16 protein-coding genes and 1 tRNA gene are annotated in these 19,856 nt (G+C 66.5%); 7 read left to right on the top strand and 10 right to left on the bottom strand.

From position 1 onward, the window contains the following. Positions 1–68: 68 nt before the first annotated feature. Together purD and ACU18_RS02800 are read left to right on the top strand one after the other, a co-directional pair. Positions 69–1,388, top strand: coding sequence for a phosphoribosylamine--glycine ligase (purD, locus tag ACU18_RS02805; RefSeq protein ID WP_050684023.1), 1,320 nt, complete (start codon positions 69–71; stop codon positions 1,386–1,388). Further along, positions 1,385–2,323: a phosphoribosylaminoimidazolesuccinocarboxamide synthase gene (locus ACU18_RS02800; RefSeq protein WP_050684022.1), complete on the top strand. Its 939-nt coding sequence runs from the start codon at positions 1,385–1,387 to the stop codon at positions 2,321–2,323. The genes purD and ACU18_RS02800 overlap by 4 nt, the downstream gene beginning before the upstream one ends. Positions 2,324–2,333: 10 nt before the next feature. Here ACU18_RS02800 and ACU18_RS02795 read toward each other — a convergent pair whose 3' ends face one another. Then, entirely contained in the window at positions 2,334–3,599 is a 1,266-nt protein-coding gene (locus tag ACU18_RS02795) for a helix-turn-helix domain-containing protein (protein WP_050684021.1), read from the bottom strand. Between the two features lie 133 nt (positions 3,600–3,732). On the opposite strand from ACU18_RS02795, the gene ACU18_RS02790 reads away from it, so the two are divergent. Continuing rightward, entirely contained in the window at positions 3,733–3,978 is a 246-nt protein-coding gene (locus ACU18_RS02790; protein WP_050684020.1) for a hypothetical protein, read from the top strand. A 187-nt stretch (positions 3,979–4,165) separates the two neighbouring features. Here the strand turns inward: ACU18_RS02790 and ACU18_RS02785 are convergent. The 5 genes from ACU18_RS02785 to ACU18_RS02765 form a co-directional block, all read right to left on the bottom strand. Beyond that, positions 4,166–4,242, bottom strand: a tRNA-Pro gene (locus ACU18_RS02785). A 66-nt stretch (positions 4,243–4,308) separates the two neighbouring features. Beyond that, on the bottom strand, positions 4,309–6,135 hold the full coding sequence (locus tag ACU18_RS02780; protein ID WP_050684019.1) for an ABC transporter ATP-binding protein: 1,827 nt from the start codon (positions 6,133–6,135) through the stop codon (positions 4,309–4,311). Further along, the gene (locus ACU18_RS02775) at positions 6,132–7,940 is read right to left on the bottom strand and encodes an ABC transporter ATP-binding protein (protein ID WP_050684018.1); all 1,809 of its coding nucleotides are present in this window, start codon (positions 7,938–7,940) and stop codon (positions 6,132–6,134) included. Before ACU18_RS02775 ends, ACU18_RS02780 begins: the two co-directional genes overlap by 4 nt. Positions 7,941–8,228: 288 nt before the next feature. Then, positions 8,229–9,176, bottom strand: a complete 948-nt coding sequence (locus ACU18_RS02770) for a metallophosphoesterase (RefSeq protein WP_050684017.1) — start codon at positions 9,174–9,176, stop codon at positions 8,229–8,231. A 6-nt stretch (positions 9,177–9,182) separates the two neighbouring features. Next, positions 9,183–11,558, bottom strand: a complete 2,376-nt coding sequence (locus ACU18_RS02765; RefSeq protein ID WP_050684016.1) for a transglycosylase domain-containing protein — start codon at positions 11,556–11,558, stop codon at positions 9,183–9,185. Between the two features lie 37 nt (positions 11,559–11,595). Between ACU18_RS02765 and ACU18_RS19520 the strand changes: the two genes are divergently transcribed. The 3 genes from ACU18_RS19520 to ACU18_RS02755 are packed head-to-tail and all read left to right on the top strand — an operon-like array spanning position 11,596 to position 13,212. Then, a complete protein-coding gene (locus tag ACU18_RS19520) occupies positions 11,596–11,751 on the top strand; it encodes a DUF4177 domain-containing protein (RefSeq protein ID WP_009359196.1) in 156 nt (51 codons plus the stop codon). Between the two features lies 1 nt (position 11,752). Continuing rightward, a complete protein-coding gene (locus tag ACU18_RS02760) occupies positions 11,753–12,286 on the top strand; it encodes a RidA family protein (RefSeq protein WP_050684015.1) in 534 nt (177 codons plus the stop codon). Positions 12,287–12,300: 14 nt separating this feature from the next. Continuing rightward, positions 12,301–13,212 (top strand): NUDIX hydrolase, encoded by a 912-nt coding sequence (locus ACU18_RS02755; protein WP_050684014.1) that lies wholly within the window; start codon positions 12,301–12,303, stop codon positions 13,210–13,212. A 174-nt stretch (positions 13,213–13,386) separates the two neighbouring features. On the opposite strand, the gene ACU18_RS02750 is transcribed toward ACU18_RS02755, so the two are convergent. Further along, positions 13,387–14,064, bottom strand: coding sequence for a Crp/Fnr family transcriptional regulator (locus ACU18_RS02750; protein ID WP_050684013.1), 678 nt, complete (start codon positions 14,062–14,064; stop codon positions 13,387–13,389). Between the two features lie 252 nt (positions 14,065–14,316). On the opposite strand from ACU18_RS02750, the gene ACU18_RS02745 reads away from it, so the two are divergent. Beyond that, entirely contained in the window at positions 14,317–15,501 is a 1,185-nt protein-coding gene (locus ACU18_RS02745; RefSeq protein ID WP_050684012.1) for a MarP family serine protease, read from the top strand. A 21-nt stretch (positions 15,502–15,522) separates the two neighbouring features. Here the strand turns inward: ACU18_RS02745 and aroQ are convergent, their stop codons facing one another. The 3 genes from aroQ to ACU18_RS02730 all read right to left on the bottom strand — a co-directional run bounded on the left by aroQ (position 15,523) and on the right by ACU18_RS02730 (position 19,813). After that, a complete protein-coding gene (gene aroQ / locus ACU18_RS02740) occupies positions 15,523–15,987 on the bottom strand; it encodes a type II 3-dehydroquinate dehydratase (protein WP_050684011.1) in 465 nt (154 codons plus the stop codon). Positions 15,988–16,161: 174 nt separating this feature from the next. Then, entirely contained in the window at positions 16,162–18,354 is a 2,193-nt protein-coding gene (locus ACU18_RS02735) for an alpha-galactosidase (protein WP_050684010.1), read from the bottom strand. 118 nt (positions 18,355–18,472) lie between these two features. Then, positions 18,473–19,813 (bottom strand): ABC transporter substrate-binding protein, encoded by a 1,341-nt coding sequence (locus tag ACU18_RS02730; RefSeq protein ID WP_050684009.1) that lies wholly within the window; start codon positions 19,811–19,813, stop codon positions 18,473–18,475. Between the last annotated feature and the right edge of the window lie 43 nt (positions 19,814–19,856).

The following is a 19,856-nucleotide window of genomic DNA, read 5'->3' as shown; positions in this document are numbered from 1 at the left end:
TTGTCCGGGCAGGTTGGCAAAGACACAGCTTAGGCCCGCTAAGGGTGCACCACGTACCCTTGTTGACTGTGAAGGTACTCGTCATTGGCCCCGGAGGCCGCGAACACGCCATTGTCCGCTCCCTGCTCGCCGACCCCAACGTGTCCGAGGTCCACGCTGCACCCGGCAACGCCGGCATCAGCAAACTGGTCCCGACGCACCGGATCGACGGCAACGATCCGCAGGCCGTGGCGGCGCTCGCCACCCGGCTCGCCGTTGACCTGGTGGTGGTGGGACCGGAGGCGCCGCTGGCGGCAGGGGTCTCTGACGCCGTCCGCGCCACCGGCATCCCGGTGTTCGGCCCGGACAAGGCAGCAGCCCAGCTTGAAGCGTCCAAGGCGTTTGCCAAGGAAATCATGGCCGAAGCCGAGGTGCCCACGGCCATGGCCCTGGTGGCCACCAACGCAGCCGAAGCTGCCTCTGCCCTGGACACCTTCGGCGCACCTTACGTAGTGAAGGACGACGGCCTGGCCGCCGGCAAGGGCGTTGTGGTCACCAAGGACCGCGACGAAGCCCTGGCCCACGCGCAGACCTGCTTCGACGCCGGCGGAACCGTGGTCATCGAGGAATTCCTGGACGGCCCAGAAGTGTCCCTCTTTGTCCTGTGCGACGGCCACAACACCGTGGCACTGTCCCCGGCCCAGGATTTCAAGCGGATCTTCGATAACGACGAAGGCCCCAATACCGGCGGCATGGGCGCCTACACCCCTCTCGAATGGGCACCCGAAGGGCTGGTCCAGGAAGTCATTGACCGCGTGGCGCAGCCCACCGTCAACGAAATGGCCCGCCGTGGCACCCCCTTTGTGGGTGTGTTGTTCGTGGGGCTGGCCCTGACCACCCGCGGCACCCGCGTCATCGAATTCAACGTCCGCTTCGGCGACCCTGAAACGCAGGCCGTCCTGGCCCGGCTCAAGACCCCTCTCGGTTCCCTGCTCCTGGCCGCTGCCAAGGGCGAACTGGACCGGGTGGATGAGCTGCGCTGGTCGAAGGAAACGGCTGTCGCCGTCGTCGTGGCGTCCGAAAATTACCCGGACACCCCCCGGACGGGCGACCGGATCCGCGGCCTCAAGAAGGCGGAAGCGCTGGACGGCGTGCACGTCATCCACGCCGGCACGGCGCTGGACAACGACGGCAAAGTGGTCTCCGCAGGCGGCCGTGTCCTGGCTGTGGTCGCCCTGGGCAGCGACCTGGTGGAAGCGCGCGAAAAGGCGTACGACGGCGTGGAGCTGGTGCAGCTGGACGGCTCGCAGTTCCGCAGCGACATTGGCCGCAAGGCCGCACGCAACGAGATTAAGGTCTCCACCGCCACCGGAGCCCTCCCCGTGACGAAGGCGAAAGGCCTGGCATGAGCGAAACACCCGAGTTCCGCGGTCTCAAGACCGAAACCCTGGACCTGCCCGGCTGGACGCACGTCTACTCCGGCAAGGTACGGGACCTGTACGAGCCCGCCGACCCCGCCATCTTGGAGCAGGTGGGCCAGGAGTGCGTCCTGGTGGTGGCCAGCAACCGGATCAGCGCGTTTGACCACGTCCTGGCCAGCGAAATCCCGGACAAGGGCCGCATCCTCACGCAGCTGAGCCTGTGGTGGTTCGGGCAGCTGGGCGTGGAACACCACGTCCTGGCGTCCACCGTTGCGGACGGCGTGCCGGAGGCCGTTGCGGGCCGGGCCATGATCTGCAAAAAACTGGACATGTTCCCCGTGGAATGCATTGCCCGCGGCTACCTCACCGGCACCGGGCTCGTGGAGTACCGGGCCAGCGGGACGGTCTGCAGCATCCCGCTGCCGGACGGCCTGGTGGACGGCTCACGCCTGGAGCAGGCCATCTTCACACCGTCGGCCAAAGCCGAGGTGGGGGAACACGACGAGAACATCACCTACGAGGCAGTAGTGGGCATGGTGGGCGATGACATCGCGGCCCGGCTCAGCGAGCTGACCCTGAAGATCTACACGACGGCGGAGAAGATCGCCCGGGAACGCGGCGTGATCCTGGCCGACACCAAGGTCGAATTCGGCTACGACGCCGTGTCCGGGGCCATCACCCTGGGCGACGAGGTCCTGACGCCTGACTCGTCCCGCTTCTGGGACGTGGCCACGTACCAGCCGGGACAGGCGCAGCCGTCCTACGACAAGCAGTACGTCCGCGACTGGCTGACGTCCGCCGAGTCCGGCTGGGACCGGAGCTCCGACACTCCGCCGCCGGCACTGCCCGCAGAGGTGGTCAGCCGGACCCGCAGCCGCTACGTGGAAGCGTACGAAAAGATCACCGGCCAGGCGTTCGCCTGACCAGCCGGTGCTAACTGGCCCCGGCAGCCGCTGCGGCGCGCTGCTGGGCCAGCTTGATCTCCAGGACGGCATCCAGCGCCTGCTGGACCCGGTCTGCGGCTCCGGCCGCGCTGAACGCCTTCTGGGCCTCCTGCAGGTGCACCAGGGCCTCGTCCGTCTCGCCTGCGGCTTTCAGTGACTTCCCCAGCAGCAGCGAAACCTCACCGGCCGTGTGTTTGGCCAGGGAATCACTTTCGCTGTGGATGCCGCGCAGCTTCTCGACGGCAGCCACGATGTCCCCGGTCAGGTACAGCCAGCGGGCGCGGATGAACGCCACTTCCAGCTCATCGCTTTTGGTTCCGCCCACAATGGAAAATGCCAGTTCGGCCCGCTCGATGGAGGACAGCGTCTCCGGCTCCACGATGCCGGAGGAAAGCCGCACCGCCGCCGAGGCCTTGTTGAACCGGGCCCACAGCTCAATGTCGTTGGCGGGCGAGAGCAGTTTCGCTGCCCGTTCGTGGTGTTTGACGCCCTCCACGTAGTCGTGGCGCATAAATGCGACGTTGCCGATCACCCAGGCCACCTCGCCGGCGAGCTGCGACATGGAGTGCTCATCCACCTGCTCGTACAGGGCCTGGCAGAACTTCCAGGCCTCGTCCAGCCGGCCGCTTTCGGCCAGGGCGCCGATCAGGATCCGGTGGGCACCGATCAGCACGGTTGAGTTCCGCGGCAGGCTGACGGACAGCTTGACCGCTTCGAGGGCGTGCTCCACGGCGACGGACAGCTGGCCCTGGCCATGGCAGACGGCGGCCAGCATCTGGCGGGCACGGACGCCGAGCCCCACCGATTCGGTGGCCATGGGGTGCTCAAGCAGGCGTTCGATGATGTTGCGGCATTCCTGCAGGTCACCCTGCTTCATGAGGCATTCCGCCTGCATATAGGTCATGTTCCACCAGGCACTGGTGTTTTTGCCGTCCAGCGCGATCTGGGCGGCGGCCGCAGCGTGGCTGGCAGCGAGTTCGTAGTCCCGCAGGTCCCAGGCCTGGCGGGCGTACAGCCCGGCCAGTACGTACTCGGCGTCGCTGACGGAAATAGGCTGGCTCCAGGCTTCCAGCGCCTTGGGCGCCAGTTCCAGCCGGCGTGCCAGTTCCTCGATCACTTCTGCTGTCGGTTCCCTGCGGCCCGTCTCCAGCAGTGAGATGTAGCTGGGGGAATACAGATCCCTGCCCAGTTCGGCCTGGGTCAGCCCCCGTTCGAGACGCTCCGCGCGGAGCTTCTCCCCGAATCCGTTACCCACGGGATATCCTCCTCTTCTGGGACTGTCTTTGTGCAAATGCTTGACAGTCCCTGTGGAAAACATTTTACAATGTATGTCAACAAGGACAGTGCTGGCTTTGTAACGAATCCGACTCGTATTGAGGAACCCAAACATGTTCAAGAAGATCGCATCAGCAGCCGTACTGGCTGCCGCGCTGGCATTCTCCGCTGCGGCCCCCGCCGTCCTGTCCGCCGGGTCCGTCGTGGACAACTCGGCAACCTCCGTAGCCATTGGCAACTGGCCTGATCCCGCGTCCAAGAAGACCAAGACCACCACGGAGCCCACCACCACCACCACCGAGCCCTCGGGAACCACTTACACGGCTTCCCGGATCGGCAACTGGCCGGACCCCGCGTAAACAGCTTCCTCACCTAAACGGAGGCAGGGAACGGCCCCGGAGCGGATGCTCCGGGGCCGTTTTTTCTCCCGGCGCCGGGACTATCAGTCACGGACTGTGTCCTGCGCCGTTATGGAACCGGGATCTGAGGGACGCGGGCAATTAATACAAAAAGAGGGCCTCCGTGTGGAGACCCTCTTTTTGTAATTGGTCGGGATGACAGGATTTGAACCTGCGACCTCGTCGTCCCGAACGACGCGCGCTACCAAGCTGCGCCACATCCCGATCCGCTGCAAAAGCAACTTTACAAGAATAGCGGATGCCGGGTCCCGATGCGAAATCGGCGCCCGCTCAGACCAGGGAGTCCTTCCATGCGCCGTGCAGATCGGCGAACCGGCCGCCGCCGCTGATCAGGTCGGTGGGGCTGCCGTCCTCCACAATCCGGCCGTCGTGGACCACCAGAACACGGTCCGCGGTTTCCACCGTGGACAGCCGGTGGGCGATGATCAGCGCCGTCCGGCTCTCCGCGTCCGTGCCGGCCAGCAGCCGGGCCAGGCCGGTCTGCACAAGGCGCTCGGACGGGATGTCCAGGGAAGACGTGGCCTCGTCCAGGATCAGCACTGCCGGCCGGGCCAGGAATGCCCGGGCGAAGCTGATGAGCTGCCGCTGGCCGGAGGAGACCCTCCCGCCGCGCTTGTTGACGTCGGTGTCGTAGCCCTCCGGAAGTTCCAGGATGAAATCGTGGGCGCCCACCGCGCGGGCGGCGTCCTCGATTTCCTTCCGGGAGGCTTCCGGCCGGCCCAGGGCGATGTTGTCAGCCACCGACCCGCTGAAGAGGAAGGCTTCCTGCGTGACCATGGTGATGTTCCTGCGCAGGTCGGTGGTGCTCAGGTTGCGCAGGTCCACGCCGTCCAGAGTCAGGGAGCCGGAGGAGACGTCGTAGAAGCGGGCAATGAGCTTGGCCAGCGTGGACTTGCCCGCGCCGGTCTGGCCCACCAGGGCCACCGTCTGCCCGGCGGGGATGTGCAGGTCCATGGTGGGGACAATGACAGGGCCGTCGCCGTACCGGAATTCCACGCCGGTGAAGTCGACGGCGCCGCGGGCGTTCTTCAGCGCCACCGGGTTTTTGGGCGGCCGGACGGTGGGCACTTCCTCGAGCAGTCCGGAGACCTTCTCCAGGGCGGCCTGGGCACTCTGGAACGAGTTGTAGAACATGGCCATCTGGTCCACGGGCTGGAAGAACCGCTTGGTGGACAGGATCAGCGCCAGCAGTACACCCACCGCGAGTTCGCCGCCCAGCACGCGGAAGCCGCCGAAGAGCAGGACCACGGCCACGCAGACGTTGCCGATCAGCACCAGGCCGGGCTGGAAGATGCCGTTGAGGTTGATGGACCGGACCGTGACCAGCCGGTAGTCCTCCGCCAGCTCGCCGTACCGGTCGGCGTTCTCCTTCTCCTTGCGGAACGCCTTCACGGCGCGGATGCCGGTCATGGTCTCCACAAAATGCACAATCAGGCGGGCCGAGACAACGCGGGATTCCCGGAACGCAATCTGGGAGTGCTTTTGGTACCAGCGGGCCAGGAAGAACATGGGGACACCGGCGGCCAGGACCAGGAGGCCGCTGCGCCAGTCCAGGGCAAACACCGTGATGGCGGTGAAGATCATAAACAGCAGGCCGGAGGCGAGTGAGCTTACGCCGGAGTCCAGGAGTTCGCGGAGCGCCTCGAGGTCCGAGGTCTGCCGGGCGATGATCCGGCCTGAGGTGTACTTCTCGTGGAATTCCAGGCTCAGCCGCTGGGTATGGCGGAACACGCGCAGCCGCAGGTCCAGCAGCATGGACTGGCTCAGCCGGGCGGTGGAGGTGACGTAGAGGGCCGTGAGTCCCGCTGTCGCAATCGCGGCCAGCAGGTACGCGACGCCGGTGAACACCAGCGGGAGGTTGTCGCCGGCCTGGAGGGCGGGCAGCGCGTTGTCGATGCCGAACGCGATCAGCGCCGGGCCGGCAACGCGGGCGGCCTGGGACAGGACCACCATGGCAATGGTCAGCCAGAACCGCAGCCGAACGGGCCGGATCAGGGATCCCAGAAGGGCCAGCGACCGCCGTCGGACGGCCTTGCTTTCGTTTTTGCTGAGGTGGGCGTTGTCCTCGTTGGCGGTGCCGAAGGTAGCGGAGCTCATCGGGTGGCCTCCTCTGCCTGGTCTTCAAGGGCTGACAGTTCGGAGTCAAGGTCCCGCGGTTCCGGGTCGAGGCTCGCGATCACGTAGCGGTAGTGGCTGTTCGTGGCCAGCAGTTGGGTGTGCGTGCCGACGGCTGTGATCCGGCCCTCTTCCAGCAGGGCGACGCGGTCGGCCAGGGCCACGGTGGACGGGCGGTGCGCCACGATCAGGGTGGTGGTGTCGCGCAGCACCTCCCGGAGCCGGGTCTCCACGAGCTCTTCCGTGTGGACGTCCAGGGCGGACAGCGGATCGTCGAGCACCAGGACCTGCGGGCGGGCTGCGATGGCGCGTGCCAGCGCGATCCGCTGCCGCTGGCCACCTGACAGGCTCAGGCCTTCCTCGCCGATCAGCGTGTCCAGGCCTTCCGGCAGGGAGTAGGCGAAGTGTGCCTGTGCCACGTCCAGGGCCTCTTCCAGTACCTCGTCGGTGCGGTCCCGGGCGCCCAGGAGGACGTTGTCGCGCACGGAGTTGGAGAAGAGCGTGGTGTCTTCGAACGCCACGCCGACCACCCGGCGGAGGTGCGGGACATCGAAGTCGCGCAGGTCCACTCCGTCGATGCTGATGCTGCCCCCGGAAACGTCATAGAGCCGGGGGACCAGCTGGATCAGGGCGCTTTTGCCGCTGCCGGTGATGCCCACCAGGGCCATGGTCTCGGCGGGCCGGACCTCCAGGTTGATGTCCTTGAGGATCGGTTTGTCCGGTGCGTCCTCGAACGCGAAGGTGGCGTTGGTGAACCGGAGTGCCCCCGCCAGCCGGTCGGGCCGTTTGGCCTCGGCGGGGGACGTGATGGTGTTGGCGGCGTCCATCACTTCGTAGTGGCGGTCGACGGCGGTCTTCGCCGTGAGTGCCATGGCGAGGAGCATGCCGGAAAACTCCACGGGGGACGCAATCACGGCGGCGGTGGCGAAGAAGGCCACCAAGGCGCCGATGCTGAGCTGGCCGTTGGCGCAGAGCATCACGCCCACCACCAGGCCGGCCCCGAGGGCGAGTTCGGGCAGGAGCGTGACCACCATGGTGAAGGACGCCTGATGGCGGGCCTTCTCTATTTCGGTCTGCCGCAGCTCCTCGGCCTGTTCGTTGAAGTTTTCCAGGGCCTCGCGGCTGCGGCCGAAGGCCTTCAGCACGCGGATGCCGTGCACCGATTCCTCCACCGTGGTGGCGAGGTCGCCGGCCTGGTCCTGGCTGCGCCGGGCAACCTTGCTGAACCGGGTGCGGAACCGGAAGCTGTACGCCATGATGGGGACCGCCGCCGCCAGGAAGATCAGGGCCAGCTGCCAGCTCATGGAGAACATCACCGCGATGCCGATGACCACCGTCAGGGTGGTCACCACCAGCATGATGGCGCCAAACGCCATCCAGCGGCGCAGGAAGTTCAGGTCCGTCATGGCCCGGGAGAGGAGCTGGCCGGATCCCCAGCGGTCGTGGAAGGAGACGGTCAGGTCCTGCAGGTGGCCGTACAGCGAAACCCGCATTTTGGTTTCCACGGTGGTGGCGGGGTTGATGACGAACTGGCGGCGGAGGGCCACCAGGCCGGCCTCGGCGATGCCGAGGACCAGGATGACGGCGGCGGAGATCCACACGGCATCCGTGGCTCCGCCGGGCTGCAGGGAGTCATTGATCAGGACCCGGAGCACCTGCGGAATGGTCAGTGCCACCACGCTGGCCAGGAGTGCGCACAGGAGGCCCATGACCAGCCGCGGGATGATGGGCCGGATGTGCGGGTAGAGGCGGCTGATGGATCTGAAGAATGATGTTTGCTTGGCCATGCCCGCTTTTCAACCTAAACCGAATGTGATTACCCTTGGCAACTACCTTATGCCATTGAGTGAGACGATTCACAGGGGTTCCGGCTTTGGTGGTGGACTTGCCCAGTTATTATGATCCGCAATGCGCCGGGCCCAAACCCCACGCTACCCGCAGCCCCCGCCCCCTGTTTCCCCCCGAGTTGCACTATCACTTGTGGTCCCCAAAACCCCGTGTTGGGGACCACAAGTGATAGCGCAACTCGGGGTGGAGAGGGGTTGAGGGGGTGGTGGCACGGGTGGGGCTGCGGCTTAGGCTCCGGCGGTGAGGGTCAGCAGTACTGCTTCGGGGCGGCACGCGATGCGAACCGGTGCGAAGCGTGAGGTGCCGATGCCGCCGGAGACGTTGACCGGCGTCGTGCGGCCATTGCTGTGCCAGTCGTTCAGGCCCTTGGCCCGCCAGGTGGGCAGGTCGCAGTTGGTCACCAGGGCGCCGTAGCCGGGGATGCAGATCTGGCCGCCATGGGTGTGGCCGGCCAGCAGGAGATCCGCGCCCTCGGTAGTGAAGTGGTCCAGGACCCGCTGGTAGGGGGCGTGGATGACAGCGACCTTGAGGTGGTCGTTGGCGTCCTGGTTGACGGTGCCGCGCGGCCAGCCGGCGTACTGCTCCCGGTTCAGGTGCGGATCATCGACGCCGGAGAAATCAAACCGCATGCCGTCCAGCACCAGCGACTGGCTCCGGTTGGTCAGGTCCACCCAGCCGCCCATGCCGAACCCTGAGCGAAGGCGTGGCCAGTCCAGTTGCGTTGGGCCGCCCTTCCTCTTGGAGGGGCCCAGCAGGTAGGCGGCAGGGTTGCGGGGGGTGGGCGCGAAGTAGTCGTTGGAACCCGGCACAAAAACACCCGGAAATTCCAGCAGGGGGCGCAGTGCTTCGAGGAGCGGATCCACTGCCTTGACGTGGCTGAGGTTGTCACCGGTGTTGACCACGAGGTCCGGCTCCAGGGCGGCCAGGGAGCGGAGCCATTCAGCCTTCCTGTCCTGGCCGGGGACGAAGTGGATATCGCTGAGGTGCAGGATGCGGAACGGCCTGCGGCCGGCGGGCAGGATGGCCAGGGTCTCATCCCGGACAACAAACTGGTTCTTTTCCCACAGGCCGTACGCTGCAGTGGCGATTCCCGCTGCGGCGCCGGCGCCTGCGGTGACGGCCAAACCGCGCCCCAGGGACTGGGCGCGGCTTACCAGGGCGGGATCAATCCTCATGTGTGGTCAGCCGTTCCCGTTGCCGTTCCCGTTCCCGTTCCCGTTGCCATTTCCGTTGTTGCCCTCGGTGGTGGGGGCCGGAGCGGGCTGGGTGGCTGCGGGAGCGGGTGCCTGGGTGGCGGGGGTCGGCGCCTGCGTGGCGGGCGTGGGGACTGACCGCTGCGGGGCGCCGTTGATCATGTTGCTGGGCGGTGCGGGGAAGGCCTCGGTCCCGTAGTTCGGCGCAATCTGCGTCATGAAGTTGGAGAACATGGGCCCGGCAATCATGTAACCATCGATGCCTTGGTAGAACTTGCCGTTCACCGTGATGTTCTGGCCTGGACGTTGCTGTGCACCCAGCGGGTCGCCGAACCAGGCGGCGGTAGCCAGGCCCGTGGTGTGGCCCACCACCCAGGTGGAGCCGTTGTTGTTCGAGGTACCGGTCTTGGCGCCGATGGGGAAATTGGTGCGGGTGGAGAGCCGCGGCTGGATCAGCGAACCTGAACCGCGGTTCATGACTTCCTGCAGCGCGTAGTTGACGCCTCGCGCCACCTCCGGCTTGATCGCGTCGCGGCAGTTGGCGGACTGGGCGGGCAGATCCGCACCGGTCTGGTCCTTTACACCCGTGATGGCGATGGGCTCGCAGTACTTGCCGTCGTTGGCGAACGTGGCGAAAGCGCTGGCCATGGTCAGCGGTGCGGTCTGGGTGGAGCCCAGCAGGTTGGCCAGCGTGGACATGTCGATGTTGGGGTTCGGCGCGGCGATGTTGCCGGCGTCGTCCAGGACGATGTTTCCGTTCTGGTCCAGTTCGGGGAGTCCGCTGTGGAGGCCGACGGCGTCCACAACCTTCTGGATGCCGCAGAAGTCCAGCTGGGCTGCCGAGGCGAACGTGACGGTGTTGATCGAGTTGTAGAGCCCCTCAAGGACAGACAGCGGCCGGTACCACTGCGGCTCGGCGTTCTGGAGGTCATCGGCTGTACCAAGGCCCTGGTTCTTTTGTGCCGTGCTGTAGCCGCCGGTGACCTGGCCGCAGGTGTTGCGCCAGTTGAAGCCCAGCGGGTAGACGCGCTGCGCGGAGTTAACCACGGTATTCATGGTTTTGCCCTCGTTCAGCCACTCGGCAAACGTGAAGGGCTTCATGGTGGAGCCGGGCTGCGCGCCGCCCATGCCGTTGAGGTCGTTGCCGTCCTTGTCCAGCTTGTCCACGTTGAAGTTCACCTGCGAATCGAACCCGCCCTCGGCAGGGAGGAAGCTGGTGTTTTGGGCCATCGAGACGATCTTGCCGGAGCCGGGCTGCACCGTAACCATGGCGGCGCCCCATTTGTCCGGGTTGGCGCCGGCGGCCGTATTGACCTGGTCCTGTGCCACGTTCTGGGCTGCGGGGTCCAGGGTGGTGGTGATGGTGAGGCCGCCGCCGTAAATCAAGCGCTGGCGTTCCTCTTTGGTGGCACCGTACGCCGGGTTGTTCTCCAGCAGGTGCAGGATGTAGTCGCAGAAGTACGGCGCGGTGGAGGCGTACGCACAGCCTTGCTTGGGCTGGGTTACCACGGGCTCCACGGGAGTCGCCACAGCGGCGTCGTGCTCTGCCTGGGTAATTTTGGTCTGGCTCAGCATCAAACTCAGCACCAGGTCACGGCGGGCCTTGGCGTTCTCCGGGTTGGTGACCGGGTCAAACGCCGAGGGGCTGTTGACCAAACCGGCCAGCAGCGCGGCCTGGGGGAGGGTGAGGTCCTTGGCGGAGGTGCTGAAGAAGTAGCGGGAAGCGGCTTCGATGCCGTACGCGTTGACGTTGAAGAACACGATGTTCAGGTAGCCCTCAAGGATCTGGTCCTTGCTGAACTCCTTCTCCAGCGCGATGGCGAGCTTCATCTCGCGGAGCTTGTCGCCTACGCCCTTATTCACGCCGTTGAGCTTGATGTCTTCGTCCTTGCCTTCGGCGGCAAGGTTGGCGTTGAGGACGTTGTTGACGTACTGCTGCGTGATGGTGGAAGCGCCCTGCTTGTTGCCGCGAGCCGTGGCAACAAGCGCACGGAGGATGCCGGTGGTGTCAACGCCGCCGTGCTCGTAGAAGCGGCTGTCCTCCACCGCGATGACGGCTTCCTTCATAAACGGCGAGATGTTGTCCAGGGAGACCTTGGTCCGGTTCTCCTTGTACAGGCTGGCGATCTCGCTGCCGTCCGCGGCCAGGATCCTGGTGGTCTGGTTGGGCGGATCAACCTTCAGCTCGGCGGGGAGCGTGTCGAAAAACTCGATCGAGCCGCTGGCGGCGCTGCCGGAAACGGCTGCCGCGGGGACCAGCAGGCCCGCCACCAGGACACCGCAAATAGCACTCACGCCAAGGAAAATAAGGATCTTTCCCAGGGTGGTGGCCGTGTCAAAAAGGGGGTTCGTGCGAGTCGCCATGTTTTCCACTTTACCGGCAAGGACTAGTCTTTAGCTCATGACCAAATGGGAGTACGCGACGATTCCGCTCATCATTCACGCTACAAAGCAGATCCTGGACCAGTGGGGCGAGGACGGCTGGGAGCTCGTCCAGGTTGTCCCCGGGCCGGACGGCAACGGACTGGTTGCCTACCTGAAAAGGGAGAAGCAGTAATATGTCAACCCCCGCAGAAGCCCCTGCCGGCGCGGAAACAGCGCCAACATCGGCAGTGGAGCAACGGCTCGCCGAACTGGGACTGACCCTCCCTGCCGTGGCCGCACCCGTGGCCGCTTATGTGCCCGCAGTGATCTCCGGCAACCACGTTTACACCTCCGGCCAGCTGCCGTTTATTAACGGCAAACTCGAAGCTACCGGCAAGGTTTCGCTGGGCACCGAGGGGCATGCCGACGAGCCCACCGTCTCACCCGAGGACGCCCACCGCTATGCCGCTGTCTGCGCAGTGAACGCCCTCGCCGCGGTCAAAAGCGTCATCGGCGATTTGGACCGGATCACCCGCATCGTAAAGGTCGTAGGCTTTGTCTCCTCCGACCCCACGTTCACGGGCCAGCCGGGCGTCATCAACGGCGCCTCCGAACTGCTGGGCCGGGTCCTTGGCGACGCGGGCCAGCACGCACGTTCCGCCGTCGGCGTTTCCGTTCTTCCCCTGGACTCCCCGGTGGAAGTCGAACTGATCGCAGAATTCAGCTAGGTCCGGTCCTTCCCTTGCCACAACTAGCACGACGCCTCTTCGCCCTTCCCCAGGAATTGGAGGGAGCGGCTCAAAGCTGGCTTGAACACGGCGAACGGACCCCCCGGGCAGCCCGCCTGGCATCCTCGGTGGTGCTGCTCCGGGATTCGCCGACGGGGCTGGAAACGTGGCTGGCTTACCGGCCCGGTTCCTCCCCGCTGGGCGTCCTTGCGTTCCCCGGCGGTTCGCTGGACGCGTCCGACGACGACCCCATCGGTTGGTTGGGCCCCTCACCGCAGCAATGGGCTGACCACATGGGTACGGCCGACGTCGGATTGGCCCGCCGGCACGTGGTGGGCGCCATCCGCGAACTGTTCGAGGAGACCGGTTTGCTGCTGGCGGGCCCGGACATGTCCGGCACCGTCGAGGCCACTTCCACCCCGGAGTGGATGCGCGCCCGGCTTGCCGTGGCCGAACAGGAGCGCAGCCTCGCCCAGATCCTGGACAAGCGCGGGCTCCTGCTGCGGACCGACCTGCTCAAGTCGCTGGTCAACTGGCGCACCCCCGACTTTGCGCACCGCCGTTTCGATACCCGCTATTTTGCGGCCACCGTGCCCATGGGCCAACAGCCCAGCCTCCTGGACGGCCGCGGCGTATGGGGCCGTTGGGTCAACGCCGGCACCGTCATCGGCGGGCGCGGCACCACCGCCCTTGGTGATGAAGTGGGGCAGGAAAACACCGTGGGGCTGCCGCTGGGCCAGTTGCTGGTCCCCGGTTCCGAGATCATGCTCGAAAAGATGGCGGCCGCCAATGGCTGCATCGCCTACCTCAGCTACAAACGCAAGGCCCACGTGTACCAGCCTGCCCTCGTGGAGGAGGATGGACACCTGATGCTTGAGGTCGAAGCCGCCAAAACCACCCCCGGCGAACCGCAGCGGGAGCGCTGATCCAGCCTTCGCAGTGACCGGCCGGGGCAGACTGGACCCACGGATCCTCTGCGTGCTGCTCCTGCGTCGCTTTGACGCACGCTGCCGGATCCCCGGGTCCAGTCTCATGGCGGACGCCCGCGTTAAACGCGGAAGGCCGCCCTGGTCAGGACGGCCTTCCGAAAGGTGCGTTGCCTAGCGTGAACGCTGGCGCAAGCGCTGCATGTCCAGGATGACGACGGCGCGGGCCTCAAGGCGCAGCCAGCCGCGCTGGACGAACTCGGCCAGTGCCTTGTTGACCGTTTCGCGGGACGCGCCCACCAGCTGTGCCAGCTCTTCCTGGGTGAGCTCGTGAGCCACCAGGACGCCGTCCGTGGCGGGACGGCCAAAGCGGTCGGCCAGGTCCAGGAGTGCCTTGGCCACGCGGCCGGGAACGTCGGAGAACACGAGGTCCGAGAGGGAATCATTGGTGCGGCGCAGGCGGCGGGCCAGAGCCTGCAGCAGCTGGGCCGAGACCTCCGGGCGGGTGCGCAGGAGCGTATTGAGGCTCTCGTTCCTGAGGCCGGCGAGGCGGGTCTCCGACACCGCGGTGGCGGTGGCCGTGCGGGGGCTGGGGTCGAACAGTGCCATCTCGCCGAAGAGCTCGCCCGGGCCGAGGATGGCCAGGAGTGATTCGCGGCCGTCCGGGGACGTCCGGCCCAGCTTCACCTTGCCGGAGACGATGAAGTAGAGCTGGTCGCCCTGGTCGCCTTCGCGGAACACCGATGCTCCGCGGGAAAGGTCCACCTCGGTCAGCTCATCCGTCAGCAGACGGAATGCGTCGTCGTCGAGCGTGGCGAAAAGGGGTGCTCGGCGCAGTACCTCGATGTCCATGAAATCTCCTGAATAAAAGTGTCGGCTGTGGCGCTTGTGCCATTGTTTCAGAATTTTCAAGGTTCTGTGACGAACTTGGCACCGGAAACGCCCGCATGACGCCTGCTGATGACGGAATCCACAACATATCCGACCCCGGAGGAAGGCGGGAACCGGCGGTGCAGGACGGGCCCGAGGGGCCGCGTTGGCTCCACAGTGGATTGTCAGATACCCCCACTAGAATGGGGGTTCAACTTCTGATAAGGAGCCTTCGTGGCTGGCTTGACTGTCCTGGACCTGGTGCTGATCCTGGCGCTGCTGTCGTACCTCGTATACGGGCTGCGCAACGGCTTCCTGGTGACGGTCGGCGGGATCGCGGGTTTCGCGGCCGGGGCCGTGGCAGCCTTTTTCGCCGTCCCCCTGGTCAGCGGGTTCGTCCCGGACCCCGGCTGGCGGCTCACTGCCATCGTCGCGGCCAGTGTTGTCCTGGTGGTCCTGGGCCACAGCCTCGGCACCATGGTGGGGCGCCTGATCCGCGGCGCCGTGCGGATTCCGCCCCTTCGCGCGGTGGACCGGATAGTGGGCGGTGCGGCCAACCTTGCGGTGTCCGCGCTGGTGATGTCCATGCTGGCGTTCAGCGTGGGCTCGTTGGGCGTGCCGGTGGTGTCGGAGCAGTTGGCCGATTCGAAGGTGATCCGCTTCATCGACGGGCTCACGCCCACGCAGGTGAAAGCCACCATGGCGCAGCTGCGCTCCACGGTGGTCGGCAACGGCATTCCGGTCCTGCTCCAGGGCCTCGGCCAGGGACCCGCGGTGGCCGTCCCGAACGCCAGCACCGACACGCCCGCGCTGAACAAAGCCGCGGAATCCGTGCTGCGGATCGCCGGGACCGCCTACCAGTGCGGACAGAACCAGACAGGCACGGGCTTCGTGGTGGCCACCGACCGCGTCGTGACCAACGCCCATGTTGTGGCGGGCGTGTCGCAGCCCGTGGTGGAGCTGCCCGGCGGTGACGCCATGCCCGGCCGCGTGGTCTACTTCGACACCCGGCATGACCTCGCGGTGCTGGCCGTGGACGGCCTGCCCGCCCCGGCACTGCCCTTCAGCGGCGACCTGCCCGGCGGGAGCCCTGCAGCGTTCGCGGGGTATCCGCACGGCGGCCCGTTCCAGTCCAAGCCCGCCACCGTCCAGGACATCGCCACCATCCTGGTGCCGGACATCTACGGCAACGACCCCGCACCGGAGGACATCTACCGGCTCGCCGGGGACATCCAGCCCGGCAATTCCGGCGGGCCACTGCTGACCACCAACGGTGAAGTGGCCGGCGTGGTGTTCGCCAAGGCCACCTCCGACACCGAGATGGGATTTGCCATCACCATGGACGACCTCAACCCGGTGGCGGCCCAGGCGTCCGGGCTCTCGGCACCTGTTTCGTCCGGGCAGTGCATCCAGAAATAGCACCCGCCACTGGCCTGGCGCCTACAGCACCTCGGCCAGGTACTCGATAGCCAGCCGGTAGCCGGTGACTCCGGCGCCGACGATGACGGCTGCGCACACTCCTGACAGGTAGGAATGGTGCCGGAACTCCTCGCGCTGGTGCACGTTGGTGATGTGGACTTCGACGGCGGGCAGCTGCACCGCGGCGAGGGCATCGCGCAGGGCCACGGAGGTATGGGTAAAGGCGCCGGCGTTGATGACGATGCCCGCCGCGTTGCCCCGGGCAGCGTGGATGGCATCGAGCAGGACGCCTTCGTGGTTGGACTGGACGCACTCCACGGAAAAACCGTGGGCCCGCGCGGCGTTGGCGGCCAGTTCCTCAATATCCGCCAGAGTGGACGTGCCGTATTTTTCCGGTTCCCGGGTGCCCAGGAGGTTCAGGTTGGGACCGTTGATAACAAGGATGGTGCCGCGGGCGGCATCGGCGGCGGTATTGGCGGAAGTCATGGTGCCAATCTAGCCGTTTGCCCCCGCCCCGGGCATTTCTTACGCCGGCCCGCCTTCCACGCCGCCCCCTGCCCACGCCCACGCCCGAGATGGCACTTCGCGGCAGTGTTCGGGGGAAACATCGCCGCGAAGTGCCATCTCGCGCAGAGTGGAGGGGGCGTCGGGGCCGTGGGTTTAGAGGGCCGTGACCTGCAACAGCACGCCGTGCTCTGGGTGCAGCGGCGGCATGGGCAGCCCCACCTCGGCCAGGAACGTCCCGGTGGCCACCGCCCCGCCGGCCAGCCATTCCGGCGGCTGGACGTAGGCAAAGGTGTGGTTGTGGCCGGCGTCCGCCGCTGTGGGGTAGATGGCTTCCACGCGGTAGCTTCGCCCGCCCTCCAGCCCCGGGATGCCGATCCGGCCCGGCTGTTCGGCCGCGGCGGTGCGGGTGCTGACCAGGGCGAACAGCGCCGCCGTCGTGCCCTCAGCTGCCGGCCCGTCGGCCACCACGCCGTGGAGCAGCAGCGCGTCCCCGGGAAGGTCGGCGTGGACGCGGGTGCCGCTGTGGAGCAGGCCCCGGTGTTCCTTGTAGAGGCCCACAAAGCGGCGGAGCTCATCGCGGTCCTTGCCCTGGACAGTGCGGACGTCCCATTCCATCCCGAAGTGGCCGAAGAGGGCCGTGATGGCGCGGAAGGAGAGGTCGTGGGTGCGGGCGGTGGTGTGGGACGTGGTGGGGCCGATGTGGCTGCCCACGAGTTCGGGCGGGACCACGGCCCCGGTCCAGCGTTGGATTGTTTGCCGTTCCAGGGCGTCGTTGCAGTCCGAGGCCCAGATCCTGTCGGTGCGCTCCAGGATGCCAAGGTCAACCCGGCCGCCGCCTGAGGAGCAGCTTTCAATCTCGACGCCGGGATGGGCCGCCCGGAGCGCGTCGAACAGGCGGTAAGCGGCGAGGGTCTGCCCGTGGACGGAGGGCCGGCCGGCATGGCCGTGTTCGGTCTGGTCCCGGTTCTGGTCCCACTTGAGGTAGCTGATGTTGTTGCCCGCGAGCAGGGCATCGATCCGGTCGTAGACATACTGCCAGGCCTCAGGGTTCACCAGGTCGATGACGTGCTGGTTGCGCCATTCGAGCGGGAGCCGGCCGCCGTCGCCGGGTGCTGCCGCCGACGGGCCCACGATCCAGTCCGGATGCGCGCGGGCCACGTCCGAATCGAGGTTGATCATTTCGGGCTCCACCCACAGCCCGAACTCCATGCCGCGGGTGTTAACCGCGTGGATCAGCGGGGTCAGCCCGTCCGTCCAGACCGTTTCGTCAACAAACCAGTCGCCCAGTCCCGCGTGGTCGCTGCGGCGGCCGCGGAACCAGCCGTCGTCGAGCACAAAACGCTCCACGCCGAGGTCGGCGGCTGAATCCGCCAAATCCACCAGGGTGTCCAGGTTGTGGTCGAAGTACACGGCTTCCCACGTGTTCAGCACCACAGGACGCGGCTTCCCGGCGGGCAGGCCCGTCGCAGCGGCAGGCAGGACGTGGTGGGCCCTGGCGCGGAACCAGCTGTAAAAGGCGGCGGTGACGCCGTCGAGGCCCGAGCCGGAGTAGGCGGCAAAAAGCGCTGGTGCGCTGTAGCTCTCCCCGGGTGCCAGGACGACTTCGGCAGAGCCCAGGAGTTCGGCCGCGCCTACGACGGTGCGGCCGTCCCCGACGGTATCGGCGAAGTGTTCGTGGTTTCCGCTCCACGCAAAATGGGTGGCCCAGACCTGGCCGTGGCGGTTGCCGAAGCCCGTGGTGCCGGCGGCGAAGAGGAGTGAGGAGTCATGTCCGGTCCTGCCATGCCGGCCGGCCCGGACCCAGGTGCCCTGCTGGATGTCCCGGCGCTGGGGGTGGCGTTCGCGGCACCACCGGCCGGTGAGGTCCAGCAGTTCGGTGGCTGCCGGTGCAACCGGCAGGACGGTGGCCAGCTCGTCCACCTGGAACGGCGTGCTGCCGTGGTTGGTGAGGGTATGGCGCAACTCGAGGAGGCCGCCGTCGTGCAGGGTCAAGGTGGACGCGACGCTGATGCCCGTGCCGTCGTCGGCCTGGACGATTGTTGCCGTGCTGCCTTCCTGCACGGCTGAGGTGACCCGGAGCCGGGAGGAGAAGTCCAGTCCGCCGGACCCGTCGACGACCCGGTGTCCGCGCACCGCCGGACGGCCCCGCCAGGACGAGGATGCCTGTGGGAGGAGTGCGGCGGGCACGCGGGCATCGACGGCGGAGTTCGTTATCGGGGCGGTCAACAGTCCCAGGTCCGGAAGTGTGCTGCCCAGGTCGGCCCCCCAATGGATGACCTCTGCCTCCCCGCTGTCGAAGCTGATCAGCAGGCTGGTGCCGGCGGAACGGAGGTGCAGGGGATCCATGAACGTCTCTTTCGGGTCAAAGTCTGTTGGCCGCCGCGGAAGGTGCGGGGCTGGTCTGGTTACTACGGTAATGCCGCTCCGGGTGCCGCCGTGGCGGCGGCGCCCGGAGCCTGGGGTGTTACTTGAACAGGGCGTTGACCTGTTCGTTTGCTGCGGTGAGGGAGCTGGCTGGCGCCTTGCCGGAAACTACCGCGTCCATCGCCGGCTTCATGATGCCATCCACCTTGGCAGCGTTGTCGGCGATGGGAAAGAGGAAGGTGGTCCCGTCGTCAACCTGCTGGCTGAAGGCGGTCACATCCACGCCTTTGGCCTTGAAAGCCTCCACGGCTTTGTCCGCAGAGGTGGTGATGGCAGGGAACACCACAGCCTTGGACGCGACGACGTCCTGGCAGGCGGTGGAGCCCAGGTATTCGACCCATTCGATGGCCGCTTCAGGCTTTTTGGTGCCGGCGTAAATGGAATCCGCCAGGCCGTTGTACATGCTGGCGCGCTTGCCGCTGACCCCCTTGGGGGTGGGCGCAATGCCCACCTGGACGTCCTTGTAGCCGGTGTACTGGCCGATCATCCAGGAACCATTCGCATTGATGACCGACTTGCCGGCGGCGAACGTGTCGGCCATGCTGGCGCCCACGGTGGTTTCGAGCTTGGGCATGTAGCCCTTCTCCACGAGCCCTGCGAACCAGTCGATGCTTTCCTGGAACTTGGGGTCGTCGTAGTTGAACTTCTTACCCCACGGGTTTTTGTCCGTGTGGGTCCAGCCGGTGGTGCCCGTAAGGTAGCTCCATTCCGTCTGGCCCTGCCCGGAACCGGAGCCGGTCAGGCCCAGGCCGTAGACCTCGACGTTGTTTTTGTCGAAGCCGGCCTCGTCACCGCGGACCCCGTTTTTGTCCACGGTCAGGTGGGCGATGGTTTTCTCGTAGGAGCCGCCGTCGTCCGGGTTCCAGGTCAGGTCCGCCATCTGCGCGGCGCTCACGCCGGCGTCCGTGGCGAGCTTGGTGTTGTAAAACAGCGCGATGGTGTCCCAGTCCTTGGGCAGCCCGTAGCGTTTGCCGTCCTCGCCCACCCAGAGGTCCGCGAGGCCTGCGTTGTAGGCACCGGTGTCCACGTTGTCCTTGGCGACGGCGTCGTCCAGGGCCAGGAGCTGCTTGTTTTTGATGAATTCGGGGTACTTGCCCAGGTGGTCGGTGAAGACGTCCGGCGCCGTACCGGCCACAAAACCGTTGGTGAGGGTGCCCCAGTAGTCGTCCCAGCCGCGCTGGGTGACCTTGACGGTGATGTCGGGGTTGGCCTTGGTGAAGTCCTCGGCGCACTGCTTGTAGGCGGGAAGCTGGTTGGCATCCCAGAGCCAGTAGTTGATTTCGCCCTTGCCGGCCTCGGCTGATGAGCCGCCGCCACAGGCGGAGAGGGCAAGGACTGCAGCGGCTGCGGCAGCCAGGCTGCCAATGGTCTTCTTCTTCATGGTGGGCCCTTTCAAAGGCGTGTTGTCCGGGCAGGCCGCCATG

It is taken from the genome of Arthrobacter sp. ZBG10 (assembly GCF_001238605.1).
Lineage (GTDB): Bacteria > Actinomycetota > Actinomycetes > Actinomycetales > Micrococcaceae > Arthrobacter.
The sequence above is the reverse complement of the archived record's forward strand: the minus strand, read 5'-3'. Positions and strand labels throughout refer to the sequence as shown.

What these genes read in the sequence shown, in the direction of transcription:
- ACU18_RS02800 (WP_050684022.1), top strand. Translation starts at nt 1,385, where the DNA reads ATGAGCGAAACACCCGAGTTCCGCGGTCTCAAGACCGAAACCCTGGAC.
- ACU18_RS02790 (WP_050684020.1), top strand. Translation starts at nt 3,733, where the DNA reads ATGTTCAAGAAGATCGCATCAGCAGCCGTACTGGCTGCCGCGCTGGCA.
- ACU18_RS02780 (WP_050684019.1), bottom strand. Translation starts at nt 6,135, where the DNA reads ATGAGCTCCGCTACCTTCGGCACCGCCAACGAGGACAACGCCCACCTC.
- ACU18_RS02775 (WP_050684018.1), bottom strand. Translation starts at nt 7,940, where the DNA reads ATGGCCAAGCAAACATCATTCTTCAGATCCATCAGCCGCCTCTACCCG.
- ACU18_RS02770 (WP_050684017.1), bottom strand. Translation starts at nt 9,176, where the DNA reads ATGAGGATTGATCCCGCCCTGGTAAGCCGCGCCCAGTCCCTGGGGCGC.
- ACU18_RS02765 (WP_050684016.1), bottom strand. Translation starts at nt 11,558, where the DNA reads ATGGCGACTCGCACGAACCCCCTTTTTGACACGGCCACCACCCTGGGA.
- ACU18_RS19520 (WP_009359196.1), top strand. Translation starts at nt 11,596, where the DNA reads ATGACCAAATGGGAGTACGCGACGATTCCGCTCATCATTCACGCTACA.
- ACU18_RS02760 (WP_050684015.1), top strand. Translation starts at nt 11,753, where the DNA reads ATGTCAACCCCCGCAGAAGCCCCTGCCGGCGCGGAAACAGCGCCAACA.
- ACU18_RS02750 (WP_050684013.1), bottom strand. Translation starts at nt 14,064, where the DNA reads ATGGACATCGAGGTACTGCGCCGAGCACCCCTTTTCGCCACGCTCGAC.
- aroQ (WP_050684011.1), bottom strand. Translation starts at nt 15,987, where the DNA reads ATGACTTCCGCCAATACCGCCGCCGATGCCGCCCGCGGCACCATCCTT.
- ACU18_RS02735 (WP_050684010.1), bottom strand. Translation starts at nt 18,354, where the DNA reads ATGGATCCCCTGCACCTCCGTTCCGCCGGCACCAGCCTGCTGATCAGC.
- ACU18_RS02730 (WP_050684009.1), bottom strand. Translation starts at nt 19,813, where the DNA reads ATGAAGAAGAAGACCATTGGCAGCCTGGCTGCCGCAGCCGCTGCAGTC.